Annotated in this window: 13 protein-coding genes; 5 read left to right on the top strand and 8 right to left on the bottom strand. The window is 59.7% G+C overall.

Annotated features, from left to right (window positions below; translation table 11 throughout):
• Positions 1–100: 100 nt before the first annotated feature.
• The 4 genes from Q0792_RS05355 to Q0792_RS05370 form a co-directional block, all read right to left on the bottom strand.
• Complete coding sequence (locus Q0792_RS05355; protein WP_298837203.1) at positions 101–820, bottom strand: serine protease; 720 nt, start codon at positions 818–820, stop codon at positions 101–103.
• Between the two features lie 132 nt (positions 821–952).
• Positions 953–2,662, bottom strand: coding sequence for a ShlB/FhaC/HecB family hemolysin secretion/activation protein (locus tag Q0792_RS05360; protein WP_298837207.1), 1,710 nt, complete (start codon positions 2,660–2,662; stop codon positions 953–955).
• On the bottom strand, positions 2,662–7,059 hold the full coding sequence (locus Q0792_RS05365) for an MBG domain-containing protein (protein WP_298837210.1): 4,398 nt from the start codon (positions 7,057–7,059) through the stop codon (positions 2,662–2,664). The genes Q0792_RS05360 and Q0792_RS05365 overlap by 1 nt, the downstream gene beginning before the upstream one ends.
• 226 nt (positions 7,060–7,285) lie before the next feature.
• Positions 7,286–8,311, bottom strand: a complete 1,026-nt coding sequence (locus Q0792_RS05370) for a LacI family DNA-binding transcriptional regulator (protein WP_298837213.1) — start codon at positions 8,309–8,311, stop codon at positions 7,286–7,288.
• Positions 8,312–8,523: 212 nt separating this feature from the next.
• On the opposite strand from Q0792_RS05370, the gene Q0792_RS05375 reads away from it, so the two are divergent.
• The 5 genes from Q0792_RS05375 (at position 8,524) to Q0792_RS05395 (ending at position 12,368) form a co-directional block, all read left to right on the top strand.
• Complete coding sequence (locus tag Q0792_RS05375) at positions 8,524–8,709, top strand: hypothetical protein (protein WP_298837216.1); 186 nt, start codon at positions 8,524–8,526, stop codon at positions 8,707–8,709.
• A 22-nt stretch (positions 8,710–8,731) separates the two neighbouring features.
• Entirely contained in the window at positions 8,732–9,880 is a 1,149-nt protein-coding gene (locus Q0792_RS05380; protein ID WP_298837221.1) for a TRAP transporter substrate-binding protein, read from the top strand.
• 107 nt (positions 9,881–9,987) lie between these two features.
• Positions 9,988–10,500, top strand: a complete 513-nt coding sequence (locus Q0792_RS05385; protein WP_298837224.1) for a TRAP transporter small permease — start codon at positions 9,988–9,990, stop codon at positions 10,498–10,500.
• 11 nt (positions 10,501–10,511) lie between these two features.
• On the top strand, positions 10,512–11,840 hold the full coding sequence (locus Q0792_RS05390) for a TRAP transporter large permease (protein WP_298837227.1): 1,329 nt from the start codon (positions 10,512–10,514) through the stop codon (positions 11,838–11,840).
• Between the two features lie 117 nt (positions 11,841–11,957).
• Positions 11,958–12,368, top strand: coding sequence for a universal stress protein (locus tag Q0792_RS05395; protein ID WP_298837229.1), 411 nt, complete (start codon positions 11,958–11,960; stop codon positions 12,366–12,368).
• 40 nt (positions 12,369–12,408) lie between these two features.
• On the opposite strand, the gene Q0792_RS05400 is transcribed toward Q0792_RS05395, so the two are convergent.
• From Q0792_RS05400 to Q0792_RS05415, 4 genes are all read right to left on the bottom strand, one after another.
• The gene (locus Q0792_RS05400; protein ID WP_298837231.1) at positions 12,409–13,074 is read right to left on the bottom strand and encodes a TetR family transcriptional regulator C-terminal domain-containing protein; all 666 of its coding nucleotides are present in this window, start codon (positions 13,072–13,074) and stop codon (positions 12,409–12,411) included.
• Between the two features lie 452 nt (positions 13,075–13,526).
• Entirely contained in the window at positions 13,527–15,026 is a 1,500-nt protein-coding gene (locus Q0792_RS05405) for a mannitol dehydrogenase family protein (RefSeq protein ID WP_298837234.1), read from the bottom strand.
• Positions 15,026–15,799 carry an L-iditol 2-dehydrogenase gene (locus Q0792_RS05410; RefSeq protein ID WP_298837235.1) on the bottom strand — a complete coding sequence of 258 codons (774 nt, stop codon included), beginning with the start codon at positions 15,797–15,799 and terminating at the stop codon, positions 15,026–15,028. The genes Q0792_RS05405 and Q0792_RS05410 overlap by 1 nt, the downstream gene beginning before the upstream one ends.
• Positions 15,796–16,800 (bottom strand): ABC transporter ATP-binding protein, encoded by a 1,005-nt coding sequence (locus Q0792_RS05415; protein ID WP_298837238.1) that lies wholly within the window; start codon positions 16,798–16,800, stop codon positions 15,796–15,798. Before Q0792_RS05415 ends, Q0792_RS05410 begins: the two co-directional genes overlap by 4 nt.
• Between the last annotated feature and the right edge of the window lie 8 nt (positions 16,801–16,808).

The following is a 16,808-nucleotide window of genomic DNA, read 5'->3' on the forward strand; positions in this document are numbered from 1 at the left end:
CCCTGAAAACGAGCTTTCCAAGGGTTTAGTGGTTACTTTTGCAACTATCAACACTACATTCAGCAGCCTGCTCGTAATCCCAATCGGTGCGGAAACGAACCTATCTGTCCGCGCCGGCTGGCCAGACATCTGCCCGACGCAGCAGTCGTGCAACTTCGCGGCGGACGTCATCTGCGCTGAGAATAAATGCCTCGCGGTCGGACGGATTACCGGCTGAACCCGGGCGCAGGGCGGCGACCATACCGACCAGCTGGCCTCTCCTGTCAAACACCGGCCCCCCGGAAAACCCGCGACGAACCCCCGGCATCCGCGCAATGACACCGCGTCCGAAAGGACGCACCGTCCGCATCGCCGAAGACACCGTTCCGGAAGCCGTCACCTGGCGACGGGGCGCGCCACTGGCAGCCACAACCCCAACCGCATAGATCGCCTGGCCCGGACCATCCCGCGCGGGACCACGCGGGGTCACCGGCAATACGCCATCCGAAACGGCAAGTACTGCCAGGTCAATGCGCCGACTGACTGCGAGGATACGTGCCGCGACGCGTGGCTGGCCCGGCAGCAGAAGGTAGATCTGCTCGCCCGGCCCGCGCCCGCCAACAACATGAGCATTGGTCACCGCAATTCCGTCTGATATCGAAAAGGCCGATCCGGTAACCGAGCCGTTGACGACGGCGGCGTGGTACATAACCGGCGCCCGTGCTTCTATCGCAGTCACCGGCCCTGCACGCAGGAAAACGGCGACGGCCAGTATCAGAAAAAAACGTACAGAAAAATGCGCGACGCAGCTCAGCCTGCGCCCTGCCCTGATGCAAAGCATAGATACACTCCAACCCAAATTGCCCGGAATTTCGGACAGACCCGAACCAGAGTGTGAGCGCCGGGCCTTAACCCGCCGCTAACAGCAGCCGCTGGAATTCACAGAATTTTAGTAAAACGCCGGATGGACAGATCAGAACCGCGCAACCGCGCCGATAAAGAACCGTGTTTCCGGTGACGTATCAACCGTGTCGCTTGCTGTGCCGCTGATCTGTCGGACGATCTGAGGCGTCAGCGACAGCCAGGGCGTAACCGCAATGCGCGCACCAATGCCGACAGATCCCAGGTTTTCCCATTGGCGGCCATCCCGCGCGACCGACCGGTCATAGGCGCGACCGTAGTCCACAAAGGCAAAAACCTCTGCGGCCTCGGCAAATGAACCCAGCATGTCTGCGCCGATGCCACGCCGGATTTCCGCCCTGCCTGCATAGCCAGTATCGCCGGACGTATTGCCTGGCGCAAAGCCCCGCCCGATGGTCGAGCCGCCGAGGTAGAATCGCTCCGAATTTGGCTGTACGCCACGCGACATCTGCCCGATCACCTCGCCATAGAGAGACCAGGGACCTTCCCCGAGCGACTGCAGCCGTGACAGACGAACCTGTGCGGAGGTGAATGTCAGCTCTCCGGCAGCCGGACCGCTGGCAGACTGACGGGCGCCGGCCACATCAAGGCCCTGGCGCAGAGAAATGTCCACCAGGCTGATACCGCCCCGCCGGTCAGCCACATCCCAGGCCAGCCCGGCCTCGAGAATAATCAGCCTGTCTTCCTCTTCGGTGGTCAGGCCGGACAGACGGGTTTCCGCATCGCTTTGCCGCGCGGTTAACCCAAGCCGTCCGAACAGGTTAGACGAACGGGTGCGTACGAAAGGGACCACCAGTGACGCCGAAATCTCCTGTTGTTCAGAAATTGTCGTCAGATCCGCTGTTGCACCGATCCTTGTAAGGTCCGGATCGCCACGGAAGTAGTTTGCATTAAACCGCAGCCGCGCGCCGTCCAGGAAGCTCCCCGAGACGCCGGACAGCGGCGCCTCCAACGTCACTGCACCGAACGTCAGTGATGTTCCCTGAGGAGCGAGGGCCAGAGTGTAGTCCACGGTCTCGTTCAGGCCAAAAGCATTGAACGTGCGCAGGCCGGCGCCAAGCGTCCACTCGCCATAAAGGCGCGAGCCACGGTTATCGACAGAAAAGTATCCGGTGCTGCTCTGCTCTGTGATGCTGACATCCAGATCAGCGGCACCGAATGTATCCGGAGAAGGTCCCAGTACCGTCTGAACCGAATCCGGCGATGCGCCACCGACCGCATCACGGGACAGCAGGACGCTTCTTTCCAGCGTCTCAAGGCGCAGTGGGCGGTCGGCATCCGTTGCACCAAAGTATTCCAGCACCAGACGTTGTTGTTCTGGTCTGCCACCGCTGAGGCGCACCTGATCAACAAAACCCTCGACCACCAGTATCTCGACCACACCGTCATCTATCGACTGGGCCGGCAGGATTGCCTGCGACAGCACGTAGCCGGCATTCCGATAGGCAGCGCTGATACGCGCGGCGATGCCCTCGAGTGTCGCCACTGTCACGTTCTGACCCAGCAGATCAGTCCAGATCGGAACCAGCACGTCCTGATCCAGTGCAGTGACGCCTTCGAGGGCCACACCACGCAGCACAAAGGAAGGGCCTTCGCCGCCCGGCTCAAGCGGTGCATCTGCGCCCGGTGAATCCGGGGCCGAGACCTGAGGCACATCCGCTGGAGATGTTTCCGGCAGAGGCGGTACCTCTGGTGCCTGCGCCGCAGCTATCACGGGTATCGCTGTCAGCAGGCCGGTCAGCTTAGCAGGAAACAGGCGCATTAACGGCGATCCCAGTATGATTCAGCACGCACAACAGGTACGCATCCCGCGCGCGGTGCTGTGCCGATGTTTGCCGCCACACCGCAGTCGCCGCTTGCATCTTCGTCCAGACCGCCCGCAGCGGGCACAAAACCCTGTGATCCGGTGTCACCGGCCTGCGCAAAGGTCACAACCTCACCCAGCGAGTATGTCAGTGCAAAAGGATCAGCCTGTGCCAGCGGTGCGTCCCGTTCAGTGGTGCGGAATGCCGCATCACCAGGCGTCAGCGGATAGGCACGCAGACCAGCGCGACGTTCGCCAATGGCGCCGGCTTCGGTCAGATCGGACGCCGCAAAACCTTCAGGCAGCAGCGTGCCAACGGTGAGCGCACCGTCAACAAAGGTGATCGCATAATTGTCCGAACTGACCCCTGCGGGTGTGATCGCGAAGATGCCGGCGGGGCTCGCCAGTGTTGCGGGGGTGGTCAGGGTCAGTGTCCCGCTTAGATCGGCCAGCGTCTCGCCAGGGACGAAACCGGTGATGGTTTCGGTGAATACCGGGTTTGCCTCACCCACATCACGGCTGGCATCATTTGCCGCAATCGTCAGCGCGGCAGGATTGATTGTCAGCGTGCCATCGTTTGTGACGACGTTATAACCCTGATCAGAAGCTGTCGCAGCCATACTGATCGTGAACGGACTGCCCGCCACGGGCGCCGATGCATCAGCGCCTGCGCTGGTTACCGAAGCGGGCGCCGTGAGTGCGGTTGCCTCACTGTCGCCGGACCGCAGGCCGGAGACTGAGAAACCAAGCGACGCTGTGACGTCTTCGCCGTAGGTTTTTGTCAGCGATGTTGCTGTGAAGGTGAGCGTTGGCTGTTCGCCGTAGACGATCCTGTTGCCGGTGAATGCGCCGAGCGATCCGGGCGGCGTCGACGCGTAGGGACGATTATACAGATCAAACTGTCCGGAGGCTGGCTCCGTACCCGTCAGACCTGCGAAGGTGTCGATGTAAAGCAGCCAGCGTGATCCGGCGGCGGTTGTCTGCAGGACGTCACTGCCTGCGTCATTCCGGAATGACGCCCCGGCCGCGACCACAACTGGTGTGCCACCTGCGGTGCCTGTGATGCGCGCCCCGCTGTCAATACGCACACCTGCATCCGTCTCGAGCAGTACAGTACGGGCCTCGACTGGTCCGCCAATCCGGATGATCCCGCCTGCGCCGGAGTCAGCGGCCGTACGGACGTCGAGGCGCTGGTTCGCAGATCCGAAGCTGCCCGACGCCAGCGTGAAATCAGAGCCATCATTTAGGTCGAACCTGGGGCGCACCGTGGCCGTGATATCCCCCGTCAGAGTGGTATCGCCGGTGCCGCGCACAAAGCCGTCCCAGGTCTGAGTGCCCGCGTCGATGTCCAGCGTTGCACCACCCAGCGCCTGGATCTGGCCGCGTGCGCCGCCTGTGCCATTGGCCACGGTCAGCGTGTCGGCATCGATGCTGATCGAGCCATCGGCCCCGGCAAGCACCTGTGCGTTGCCACGGTTTGAGCCGTTGCCACCCAGGATCGACACCGTCGGAGCGGTCAGTGAGATATCGGAAGAGTCCCTTGTCCTGCCCAGACGGGCAAACTGCCGCGTGCCGGTGCCGCCCTGCAGGCGGATTTCTGTGCCCGCCACAACGTCGATTGCCCCGGCATCAGAGAATACCTGTGTGTTCCGGTTTGTCGTATTCGTCCGCTCCAGCAATACGCTGCCGCTGGTGGCCTCGAGCAGCATCCGACCGTTTTGCGTGCGCAACACCTGATTTGCACCGCTTCCGCCAAAAATCACATCGCCTGACTGAGCAAGCACCGTGAGATCACCATCGCCAAGTGCGACGACGTTGCGGTTGATCGTGATATCGCCCATCGCAGTCTGCAGTGTCACATCGCCGCCGTTGCGTGTCGTGACGTTACGATTGATTTCGACGTCACCCACCCGGGTCCCGATTGCGATGTCGCCGCCATCGAGCGCGGTGACATTACCGTTCGTGGTCACGTCACCGGTCTGAGCCTGAAGCGCGATATCGCCACCACCACGCGCAACCGCACTGCCATTGATCTCAACGGTACCTGTCCCGCTCTGAATGGTCAGGTTACCGCCGTTCCGCGTTTCGGTATTTCCGTTCCGCGTCACGTTGCCTGTCGTGGTTTCGATTGTAACCGCACCACCCTGGTGGGCCGTGACAGAACGACTGACAGCCAGATCGCCGGTTTGCGTGCGGATCGTCAGATCACCCCCCCCGCGCGTGGCTACGTTTCCGTCTGTTGTCACATCGCCGGTCACGGTCTGAATTGTCAGATCACCGCCTTCCCGCGCTGATATGCTGCCGTTTGTTGTCACGTTGCCCGTCGCAGCCTCGATCGTGAGGTCGCCGCCCTGGCGTGTGGTGACACCGCTGTTTACCGTTACATCGCCGGCTCTGGACAGAATGGTCAGGTCCCCGCCCTGCAGAGAGGAAATGCCGCTGTTGGCTGTGACATTGTTCTGGGCACGCAGATCAACTGTACCCGCGCCTCTCGACCGGATGCCCTGACTGATCACCAGTTCATCACCCGCATCGATCAGATATCCGCCCGCACCGAGGTTCTGCTGGAAACGGTCAACTGTAGCCGTACCATCCGCGCGGATGGCTACATTCCCGGCGCCGCGACTGAAGACAGCGCGGTTCAGGTCCACAAAGCCGCCTGCATCAATACTGATATTACCGGTCGTCCGGGTCTGTACGTTCTGGTTTACCGTCACATTGCCGCCGGCGGTCATCTGTATGTCGCCCGTTCCGCGGGACTGGACATCTCTCTGAATGACAATGTCCGTGCCCGCGGCCAGTGTGAGATCGCCCGCACCACGTGTCTGCAAAGAGTTATTGATGAAAATACCTGCGTCCGCATCCAGCGTCAGGCTGCCCGCGCCGTTCCAGCGCAATGCCGAAGACAGCGTAATATTCCCGTCGTCGGTCGAGCCTGCCTGTTCTGTGGTGATGGTCACGTCCGAGCCTGCATTCAGAACGGACAGGATGGAATTACGACGGATCAGAAAGTCGCCGGCGCCCGCCGGCGGGTTGTTTACGCCCGCCACGACATCCGCTCCACTGTTCACGATGTTGACGTTGCGCGGATCGAGAAGCCACTGGCCCCCCTGGCCGAGCGAAACCTGAGCGTTTTCGCCGATATCAAGATTGATCCGGCCGGATGTTTCTAAAAAACCACCCGATATCGTACCGGTTGCGGAGACCATGCCGTCAAACCATGTGGACTGATCCGCCCAGACCACGACCCTGCCACCCGGGCCGGAAGCCCCGTCTGCCGAAATCTCTGCGCCGTTTCTGACACGGGTTTCGGCCGCCCGGCGCAGAGGTCCGCTGCCCTTCACATCGCCGCCTATCAGGATCTCACCGCCCGCTGCAGCGCCGTCCGCAGACAGGACAGCAGAGGCACTGATGTCGATCGTTTCGCCCAGCACCCAGATGCTGCCACCACTGGCCTTGTCAGATGATGCATCGGCTTTTCCGGCAACCCGGACAGCGCCGCCGCCCCGGCCGACCAGACGGATGCTGCCGCCACTGCGGGACCCGGATGCAGCCCGGATCACACCCGAGGTATTGATAACGCTGTCGAGGGCGCCGGCGGCACCACCGGCCGTCAGCAACACCTGGCCGCCGGACGCATTTATGGTTCCGGTATGTGACACGCGCCCGCCCTCAGGAGCGCCGTTCACTGCGATCTGAAACACCCCGTCACCAGACAGATCGATGGTGGTCTGTGTTCCCGACGCCAGCGCAACAGTGCCCATATGTGCCATGATCACGCCGGCGTTCTCGACGTCGGTGCCAACCAGAGCTGCAAGGCCTGCGTCTCCGATGGTAAAGCTGCCCTCGTTCACCACCCGGGCGCCGGGGCGCTCGCCACCACCGATACGGTAGTTGCCGCTGTTCAGGAAATAGCCGGCATCAACGATCTGCGATGCCGCAACCAGGCCGCCGGTATCGACACGCGCCGTACCGGTGAACAGAACACCTGCCGTGTTCTGGATGACAACCGTACCAGGTGCCGTGATTGTCCCTTCGATCAGGCTGGGCGACACGGACTGCACCCGGTTCAGCGTTGCGGAACTGCGGCCGGGCTGGTCAAAGACCACCGTATGGTCGCGCCCGACGTCAAAGCCCTGCCAGTCGATTACAGCCCGCTGTGTGGACTGCTGAATAACTGACTGTGATGCGGTCTTTGAAATCGTCGCAGCACCCGAAGCAACAACACCACCCTGAGGCGACTGCGCAGCAACCTGCGCCGTACTCAGCCAGAGAGATCCGGCCGCAAGTGCAGCAAGTGATGTGCCTGCGCGCAGGAACCCTGCAGGCGCAAACATCTGCCTACGGTTATGCATACCAATACTCCACAAACCCGCATCGGATTGATTACTCGTAAATCTAATAAAATTTTACTCAACATAGAAAAGAACTGAAGTTCCGGCGAGTGTCGAATATGCAATAGGTTAATGGCAGAATGGCCATAAATGCCGGATCAGATGCGGGTTTTTGCCTGTGTTTCGCCCTTTTCAGGGCCAGGTCCGGCGACGGGGCCAACCCTGCGGTGATCGCAGGAGCTGTCGTTCAGAGACCACCCGGCGCGGCAAGGGAGCCGCGCAGACACACATGCGTTTCCAGAAGAGCAGTCTTTCCACTGGTTCCGTGCTGCACCATGCTCATCAGTGCCTGTGCCGCCTTCCGGCCCATTTCCCGGTGGGGTACATGTACCGTCGTCAGGGAAGGTGACAGGATACCTGCCAGCTCGATATCGTCAAATCCCGTGACGGAGACATCATGCGGTACGCATACCCCCATTTCCCGGGCAGCTTTGAGAGCGCCGGCGGCCAGCACGTCGTTGCCGCACATGACCGCTGTGGGGCGGTCAGCGGCATGCATAAGTGTTGCGAAAGCGTCTGCGCCGTTTGCAATATCATAGGGTGTTTCGACCACAGTCACGCAGTTCTCAGCCAGCCCTGCTCCGGCCACCGCGTCGCGGATACCCTCAACCCGCCGTCGCGCCCGGTCATTGCCGCTCGTTATGCCAGAAATTACCCCTATGCGCTGGTGGCCAAGCGCCAGGACTTCCTCTGCCAGAGCCTGCATTGCTCTGCGGTTGTCGAAACCCACTGACGGCAGAGCGCCTTTTTCCTCGAAACTCCAGGCCGCAAGCGCCGGTGTTCCCTGCTTCTCAAGGTATTCCGCCACGGTCTCTGTCCGGTCGTGTCCGATAAGCAGAAGACCGTCAGCCCCGCGCGCAATCAGCGCGCGGATCTGCTCTTCCTCGATCTGCGGATCATAGGCAGAACTGGACACTAGCAGCGTGTAACCCCGCGCCCGGAGCTCTTCCTGAAAGGCCTGAAGACCACGCGCAAAGATCGCATTTTCCATCGTTGGGATCACAGCGCCGATGGTGTAGGTGCGCTTCGCAGCCATCGCCCGCGCACCAAAATTCGGCGTATAGCCAAGCTGATGCACGACCTCCAGCACACGCTTGCGCGTATGCTCTACCACCTGCTCCGGAGAGTTCAGGCACCTTGATACGGTCGCCGTAGAGACGCCTGCGGTTTTCGCGACATCATAGAGTGTAGGAACGGACCGGTTTGACGTCACCTGAGGCCACCCGTGCGGATTATTGATCCAATCAGTCTCATAAATGCAGTATGCAGGAAATCCGGCCAAAGTAAATCACCGGGTGTATGCCACCTTCTGCGCCGGTTTCAAACAGCACCACGCAATCAGGGCGCAAAATGTAAGCCGTTGCATTAAGTTAATGTAACGGCTTACAGTAATTCACGGAACCGATTCTGTACGGGGGGTTTTTCATGTTTCTTGGCGCGTCTGCTGTGGTCTTTGCGATATTCGCAGTGAACGTTGCGATGGGAGCATTCACAGGAAATGCCTTCATGGGAGACGTCCAGGAAATGCTGGTTCTGTTTGCCGCGTCGATACTGTTCGTCGTGGCCATTCTCAAAAAAGAAGCTGACCGAAAAAACAAAGACGGCAGCTGAGTGTCCAACGGGAGGACGAAGATTGGATAACGAACGCAAAGAACTGGCCTCAGCTGAGCGCCGCAACTTTCTGAAGCTTGCAACCACCGGCAGTTTCACCGCAGCGCTGGTTGCCGGTGCTGCCGGCACACTCTGGTCGACAGAGGCCGCGGCCCAGACAGCCAACGAAGAGCGTGACCGGGAAAAGGCAGCCGAACACATCATGACAGTGGCCACGGCCTATGTGCTGGGCGCGTCTCGCAGCTACCCCATTATGCAACTGGATCTGAAAGAAAACATCCAGAACGCAACCAACGGAAAAATCTATGTCAAACTGGCACCCGGCGGCCAGCTGGGTGCAGGCGGTTCGCTGGTGCAGAAGGTTCAGGGTGGTACCATTCAGGCGGCCCAGCACTCGCTGTCGAACTTTGCACCCTTCGCCTCGACCGTTGACCTGATCAACATGCCCTATCTGTGCGGATCCAACCAGCGGTTTACCAATCTTGTGACATCGGACTACTGGAACAGCCAGGTGCATCCGGGTGTCGAGGCCGCAGGCTTCAAGGCTCTGTTCTATGTCAACATCGATCCGCGTGTTGTCGCCGTGCGCAAGGGCGGTGCGGGCGCAGTGCTCAGCCCAGGTGATCTGTCTGGTGTGAAGTTCCGCGTACCGGGATCAAAAATGCTGCAACAGTATTACCGTATGGTCGGCGCCAACCCAACACCGGTGGCATGGGGTGAGACACCTTCGGCGATCAAGCAGGGCGTTGCTGATGCGCTGGATCCATCCGTTGGCGCGCTTTATGTCTTTGGGTTCAAAGACATCCTGAGCCATGTGACCTTCACCCAGGCGGTGCCGGACAGTCAGGTCTATTCCTGTAATCTGGAATGGTTTAACAGCCTGCCCGCCGACGTGCAGGAAGGTGTGATGTGGGGGTCAGAGATGACCGCGCACCAGAACCTGTCCAAAGTACCGTCCGCACGGGCCTATGCGATGTCAGAGCTGGCGAAATCCGGTGTGCAGTTCCACGCGCTGAGCAGTGATCAGCTGGCCGAGTGGCAGGACGCAGGCGGCTACCAGCGGTCCGAATGGGACCCCTTCAAAACAGAGCTCGCCGGATCAATGGACGCCTTTGCAAAGCTGGAAGAAGCAGCAGGCACGCAAGGCAAATATTACGTCCACGACGCGTAACTTACTCAGCGGGCACCTTCGGGTGCCCGTTTTCCGTTCACCTTTGATGTTATGCCCGGCGCCCTGCCGGAACAGGTGAACTGCACTCAATCACAACCGGATGCCCTATGGATATTCTGCGCAGAATTGACCGCGACGCCGAACGCTGGCTGCTCCTCACTTTTTACGTGATGCTTGTCATTACGATGGCAATTGAGGTGCTGCGGCGTGAAATCTTTGCCTATTCGTCGATCTGGGGCGAAGAGATCGTCAGGTATTCGTTTATCTACCTCGCCTGGATCGGAGCTGCTGCGGCTGTCAAGGAGCGCGCGCACATCAGGATTGACGTGCTGATGCACTATCTGCCGCCGCGCGCCAAGGCTCTGCTCTATATCTTCGGCGATCTGGTGATGTTCACTGTCGCCGTGATCGCGCTCTACTGGTCGCTGGAGACGGTGCACGTCTCTGCAAAGTTTGGCTCTGTCACCGATGGCCTGCGCGTCTCCAAGGTCTGGTTTCTGATGGCTGTTCCTGCGGGTTTCATCCTGATGGTCTGGCGTCTTCTGCAGTCTTTCCTGCGCGATTTCCGTGCGCTCCGGGACGGTACCCCCGTCTTCGAGGGCGACAAGCTGTTTGACTGAGGAGAGACAGAATGCTTTGGAATACCCTCAATCAGACCGTCGAGCTGGGATGGGACTTTTATGTTCCCGTCATCATGTTTGTCGTACTTATTGCACTTGCTGTTCCCGTCTGGGCGGCTATCGGTTCTGCTGCAATCGTTATGCTGGTCATGTCCGGCGACCTGCCGCTGAGCCTCGTGGGCGAAAGCCTATTTGCGGGCATTGATGCCTTTGCGCTGACGGCCGTACCGCTCTTTATTCTCACCGGCGACGTGCTGGTGCGGACCGGCCTCTCGCGCAAATTTCTCGACGTGGCCGAGGCACTGACATGCTTTGCCAAAGGCGGCTTCGGTTCTGCGACCGTGCTTGTCTGCGGGATGTTTGCCGCGATCTCCGGATCGGATGCTGCGGGTGCCGCCGCCGTGGGCCGCATGACAATCGACCGCCTCGTGGAAAGCGGCTATCCCCGCCCCTATGCCTGTGCGCTCGTGGCCGCAGGCGCCTGTACGGGCATCCTGATCCCGCCGTCCATCGCCTATATCATCATCGGCCTTGTGCTTGGCATATCCGCATCGACACTCTTTCTCGCCGCGCTCATTCCGGGCCTGGCTATCCTGATATCGATCCTCGCAACCAATATCGTCATGAACCGGCTCTATGGCTGGGAAGGTGGCGGTAACATGTCCTTTGGCGAATGGATCGGAAACCTGGGCCGCGCGCTCAGATCCGGCTGGTATGCGTTCATCGTGCCCGGCATCATTTTCTACGGCATCTTTTCCGGCCGGCTCACCCCGACCGAAGCCGGCGCCACCGCCGTCGTCGTAACAATCATTATGGGTTTTATTCTGGGTACGCTCAGGTTTGCGGATTTCCCGGCAATGCTCGTCAGTTCGGCAAAGGTAAATGGCGTCATTCTTCCCATCATCGCGTTCTCCGCACCACTGGCCGAAGCGCTTGCCATTATGGGGGTACCACAGGGCTTCGTGACCTCTGTGACATCACTGACCGACGATCCGGCCATGCTTATTCTTCTGATGATCTGCATACTGATTGCCGCAGGGTGCGTTATGGAAACCACGCCCAACATTGTGATCCTTGCGCCGATCCTCAAGCCACTGGCGGACAACATCGGCATGAACGAAATCCAGTTCTGCATAATGATGATCACTGCGCTTGGTGTCGGCTTCATCACACCGCCGCTGGGTCTGAACCTTTTTGTCGTATCGGGGATTACGGGCGAGTCTATTCTGAAAATCGCTTACCGGGCTGTTCCGTTCGTACTTTTCATGCTGCTTGTAACCCTGCTGATCGCATATGTTCCTGCACTTTCGACGAGCCTTTTGCCCGAGATTTATCAGTAGCCGCGCATTTGACACGCATCAAAGCGACGACAGGACGCGGGGCTATGCTATATACGCATTACCCGGCCCGGTGCGGTCTGGTGCAAACGGCGCAAAACGCGCAGGACGGAGGACTGAATGTACAAGACAATAATTGTGCCCATGGCACTGGACCACGGGCTGTCGCCACAATCGCTTCAGATTGCGCGCGCCCTGCTGGCCCCGGGTGGGTCCATCACCGCTCTGCACGTCTATGAAGCGCCGGAAGGCACAGTCAGTGCCTACGTTGACGAAGAAACGATGCGCGAGGCCTATCAGAAAGCGACCGACCGCCTGAACGAGAAAGTGCATGGTATTGAAGGGGTAACGCCCGTCATTACCAAAGGGCACTCCGCCCGCACGATCATCGACTTTGCAAATTCCGGCAAGGCAGAGTGTATCGTAATGGGATCACACAAACCCGGAATCCGTGATTATTTCCTGGGCTCAACGGCCTCTCACGTCGTGCGTCACGCCCAATGCGCGGTGCATGTCCACAGAGGGTCCTGAACCGGCGCGGCACGAGGTTTCACCAAAAACGCCCGCTCTGTCAGTTCTGAAATACCGGGACTGTAAAATGAGCGGGAAAAACAGCATGCAGATAGGCCCGTACCTGCTGCCTTCCGAGGTGCCGGTCAAACTGGTCCGGGGCCATCAGAATGTTCAGCCACAGACCGTCATAAAGACCTTCGAGGGTGCGCGCGATTACATCGGCCGGGATCGAGCAATAACCACCCTCTGCAATAATCGCGTCACAAAGATCAGCGGAAACGGCCAACCGTTCGTTGTCAAACTCGTCAATGAGGTCACGGTACTCAGAACGCCTGCCTGCCGCGCCAAAAAAGGCATACCAGACCGCCAGCTTCCGGCGCTTGCAGATCCGGCGGTCAAAGTGCGCATCGGCAATCGCGAGCAATCTGTCCGCGGCACTCAGACCCGCGCGCCTGTGCGCGCGTCGCCAGTGTTCCTCGTGTTCGCGCGCGAGAAACAGCAGTGTCTCCTGAAAAAGTTTCTGCTTGCTTTCGAAATGGAAATTTACCAGCCCGACTGACAGTCCTGCAATTTCGGTAATCGAGGACATGGTGGTGTTGGCGATACCCAGCTTCGCGACAGAGCGGATCGTTGCATCGATCAGCTGTTCCCGCCTGATCTCGCGCACCGTTGACTTCCGCAACGGGGCAATACCTGTAGCGCCATTGCTCTGATCCTCGACCATACCGGAGCGTCTTTCCGTTTGTTTCTGCAGGATAACTCTGTCCTCACGCAGCCTGTGTCACAAGCATTAAGAAAAGAAATTTTCAAAGATTTTTCTGAAAGTGCGATCAGTGGCGCAACGCCCTGTCTGAATGCTCTTGACCCGATCTGACAGGAAGACCCGGTGCGTCAGATTTACGAAACACAGCATGTCGGGACGCCCGTTACACCCATGGGCGGGCCCGACGTTGTGGCGGTTCGGCTCATTGTCTGAGAGGTCGGAAAAGGCAACATCCGGATTATTCCCTGCGACCTTGCGCAGGCTGATGTCGCTCAGATCAGTTTGCCGGTCACAAAATGCGCCGGTTGGGCGTAGTCCAGGAACAGGGCGCGCGAAAACGGATCCTGCGTCCACGGCGTCAGGACGCTCAGATCCCCTCCGCCTTCTGCTGTGAAGGCCCCAGGGCAGCTCAGTCAGTCAGCAAGATACTGCTGCAGCGCGCCTGAAGTCCCAATGGACCAGATGGTCGTCAACCAGCCTGAGAATGCAGCCGCAAAGACGTCATTGTCGGCAAGTGCACCATAATACTGTCGCTGTTCAAGCCAGGCCCGCGGATTTTCCCGCGCCTCCAGCGCTGCGCGATGCAGGTCATCCCAGAACGGGTCATTCGCCTCGATCAGGCTCCCGTCCTCACGGGTCCCGGCGCACATACGTGCCCAAAGCGCCTCTACAAGACTCAGCCCGCTGATGGATCCGCCCGCAGCTACCGCATCTCTCAGAACCGGCAGAACAAATCCGGGATGACGGGATGAGCCGTCAAACGCAACCCGTCTTGTGGTGTCGCGGATCTCCGGATTGGCAAACCGGCTCTGTATCAGCTCCGCATATGTGCCGGGCTCCATATCCGGCACAGCGGATACGTAGGGTGTAATCTCTTCGCGCTGCACCTTGCGGAACATGCCGGCAATCAGGGGATGCGCCATGCAATCAGCAATGGTTTCACAGGACAGAAGCTCGCCGGCGTTCGCAATCACCTGATGGCCGCCATTGAGAATACGGATTTTCATTGCTTCATAGTCATGCACGCGATCAGAGAAGACTGCGCCAGCCCTGTCCCAGTCGGGACGCCCCGCGCAAAAATTGTCCTCAATCACCCACTGGCGGAAATTTTCATGCGTAACAGGAGCCGCATCATCAATGCCGAGGCGCCCCGCGAGCGCGATCTCTGACGCGCCGGTCGCGGGCACAATGCAGTCGACCATCGAGTTCGGAAACGCGACGTTGTTGCAGATCCAGAGGGCCAGTTCCGGATCTGCCATCCGTGCGAGCGCAACAAGCGTCTGCTTCAGAACCGCACCGTTACCCTGCAGATTGTCGCAGCTTTGCGCTGTAAACGGACCAGCACCGGAATCGCGACGCTCCCGGAGGGCCGCAATCATTGCACCAAAAGCAGTACGCGGCCTGTCGGGATGCGCTGCATCGTGTTGCATGTCGTCATGGGCCGCATCAAACCCGCCGGTGGCAGGGTCGGTGTAGTACCCGCCTTCGGTCACCGTCAGAGCGACAATGCGGATGCAGGGATCTGCCATTGCCGCGATCAGCGGGCCATTCCCCTCTTCGACCGGCAGATACCCTGTCATGGAGCCGATCACCTCAGCCGACGTGCCCGACGGGTCCAGTTCGATCAGAGTGGTCAGACAGTCCTGCGTCAGAAGCTTTTCACGCATGATGCTGTCATAGGCACGCACGCCTGCACCGACGATTGCCCAGTCCTGCGCCAGACCGTCCTGCATCAGACGGTGCAGGTACCACGACTGATGCGCGCGGTGAAAGTTGCCAAGACCGATGTGGATGATGCCGGGCGTCAGCGCGCTCCGGTCGTACTGAGGGTACGGAATGCCTTCGGGCAACCGGTCGAGCGTTGCATTTTTCAGTTTCACAACAGTTTCAGGTTTCTGTGCAGAGTCGATCATCAGCTCATCCATTGTCCACCATCGACGTTGTAGCACTGCGCGACAACGTATTCCGCTTCCTGGCTGGCAAGGAAAACCGCCATACCCGTCAGGTCCTCCGGCCGCCCCATACGCCCGAACGGAACTCCGGCTGCCACTTCTTTCTTCTTCTGGCCGGGCTTCTTGTTCTCATGCTTTGCAAAGAAAGCATCCACGCCGTCCCAGTGTTCTCCGTCGACCACGCCCGGTGCAATGGCATTCACATTGATACCATGCTCGATCAGGTTCAGCCCGGCCGACTGCGTCAGGCTGATGACTGCAGCCTTGGTCGCACAGTAGACCGCCACAAGCGGTTCACCCCGGCGCCCCGCCTGGCTTGCCATATTGATGATGCGCCCGCGGATCCCCCGGTCGATCATGTGTTTTGCCACGGCCTGCAGCGTGAAAAGACAGCCACCCACGTTTATGTCGAATACTTTGCGGTAGTCATCACGGTCAATTTCTGTGACCGGTGCCGCAGTGAAGAGCGCCGCATTATTGATCAGGATATCGATCTGCCCCAGCTCTGCGACAGTGGTTGCAACAGCGGCATCAATGCTCGCCTGATCGGTCACATCCATAGCAACGGCAAAAGCTTGCGGTCCGATCTCATCTGCTGTCTGCCGGGCACGCGCGATATTGATGTCTGCGACAGCAACGCGGGCGCCTTCGCGGACATAGGCTTCGGCAAAGCTGCGACCGATGCCGCGGGCGGCACCGGTTATCAGCGCAGATTTACCGGCCAGGCGTTTCATCCGATCCGCAACCCGTCCGCACCGAAACGGTGCAGCACATCCTCGCGTGGCGTCAGGAACACGGTGTCACCGTGGCGGAAGCTCACTTCACCGTCGGCACGGACTGTGATCGTTTCCGCGAGGCCGGTGTCATGCACATGAAAGAACGTGTCCGATCCGAGGTGCTCGGAGACCCCGACGCGGCCTTTCCACACACCTTCGGTCGCGGAAATCGCAATGTGCTCCGGACGCACGCCAATGGTGTGCGCGTCGTACTTTGCGGCCTCGGCTCCCTCGACAAAGTTCATCTTCGGCGATCCGATGAATCCAGCGACAAAGAGGTTTCTCGGAGACTTGTAGAGCTCCAGCGGGCTGCCGACCTGCTCAATGAAGCCTGCCCGCAGAACGACGATCTTGTCCGCCATTGTCATGGCCTCGACCTGGTCGTGGGTCACGTAGATCATTGTCGTTTCAAGCCGCTTGTGCAGTTCACTGATCTCCAGACGCATACCCACGCGCAGCGCGGCATCCAGGTTGGAGAGTGGCTCATCGAACAAAAAGGCTGCCGGTTCGCGGACAATCGCCCGTCCGATGGCCACACGCTGGCGTTGACCACCCGAGAGCTGGCCCGGCCGTCTGTCGATATAGTCGGCAAGGTTGAGCACCGAGGCCGCGTTATCCACCCGGCGGTCGATCTCTGCCTGATCCATCTTTGCCATCCGCAGCGGGAACGCGATGTTCTTGCGAACCGACATGTGCGGATAAAGCGCATAGGACTGGAACACCATTGCCAGGCCCCGTTTGGCGGGTGGGACAGCAGTCGCGTCCACACCGTCGATGTCGATCTGTCCCGATGTGATGTCCTCGAGCCCGGCGATCAGGCGCAGCAGCGTTGATTTACCGCAACCGGAGGGGCCGACAAAGACAGTAAACTCGCCGTCTTCGATGGTCAGGTCCAGCGGTGGAATGACCTGTGTTTCGCCAAAACTCTTGGTGACTTTATTGAGTGTAATACGTCCCATGATATTTT

The sequence above is a fragment of the uncultured Roseobacter sp. genome (assembly GCF_947495025.1).
Taxonomy (GTDB): Bacteria; Pseudomonadota; Alphaproteobacteria; order Rhodobacterales; family Rhodobacteraceae; genus Roseobacter.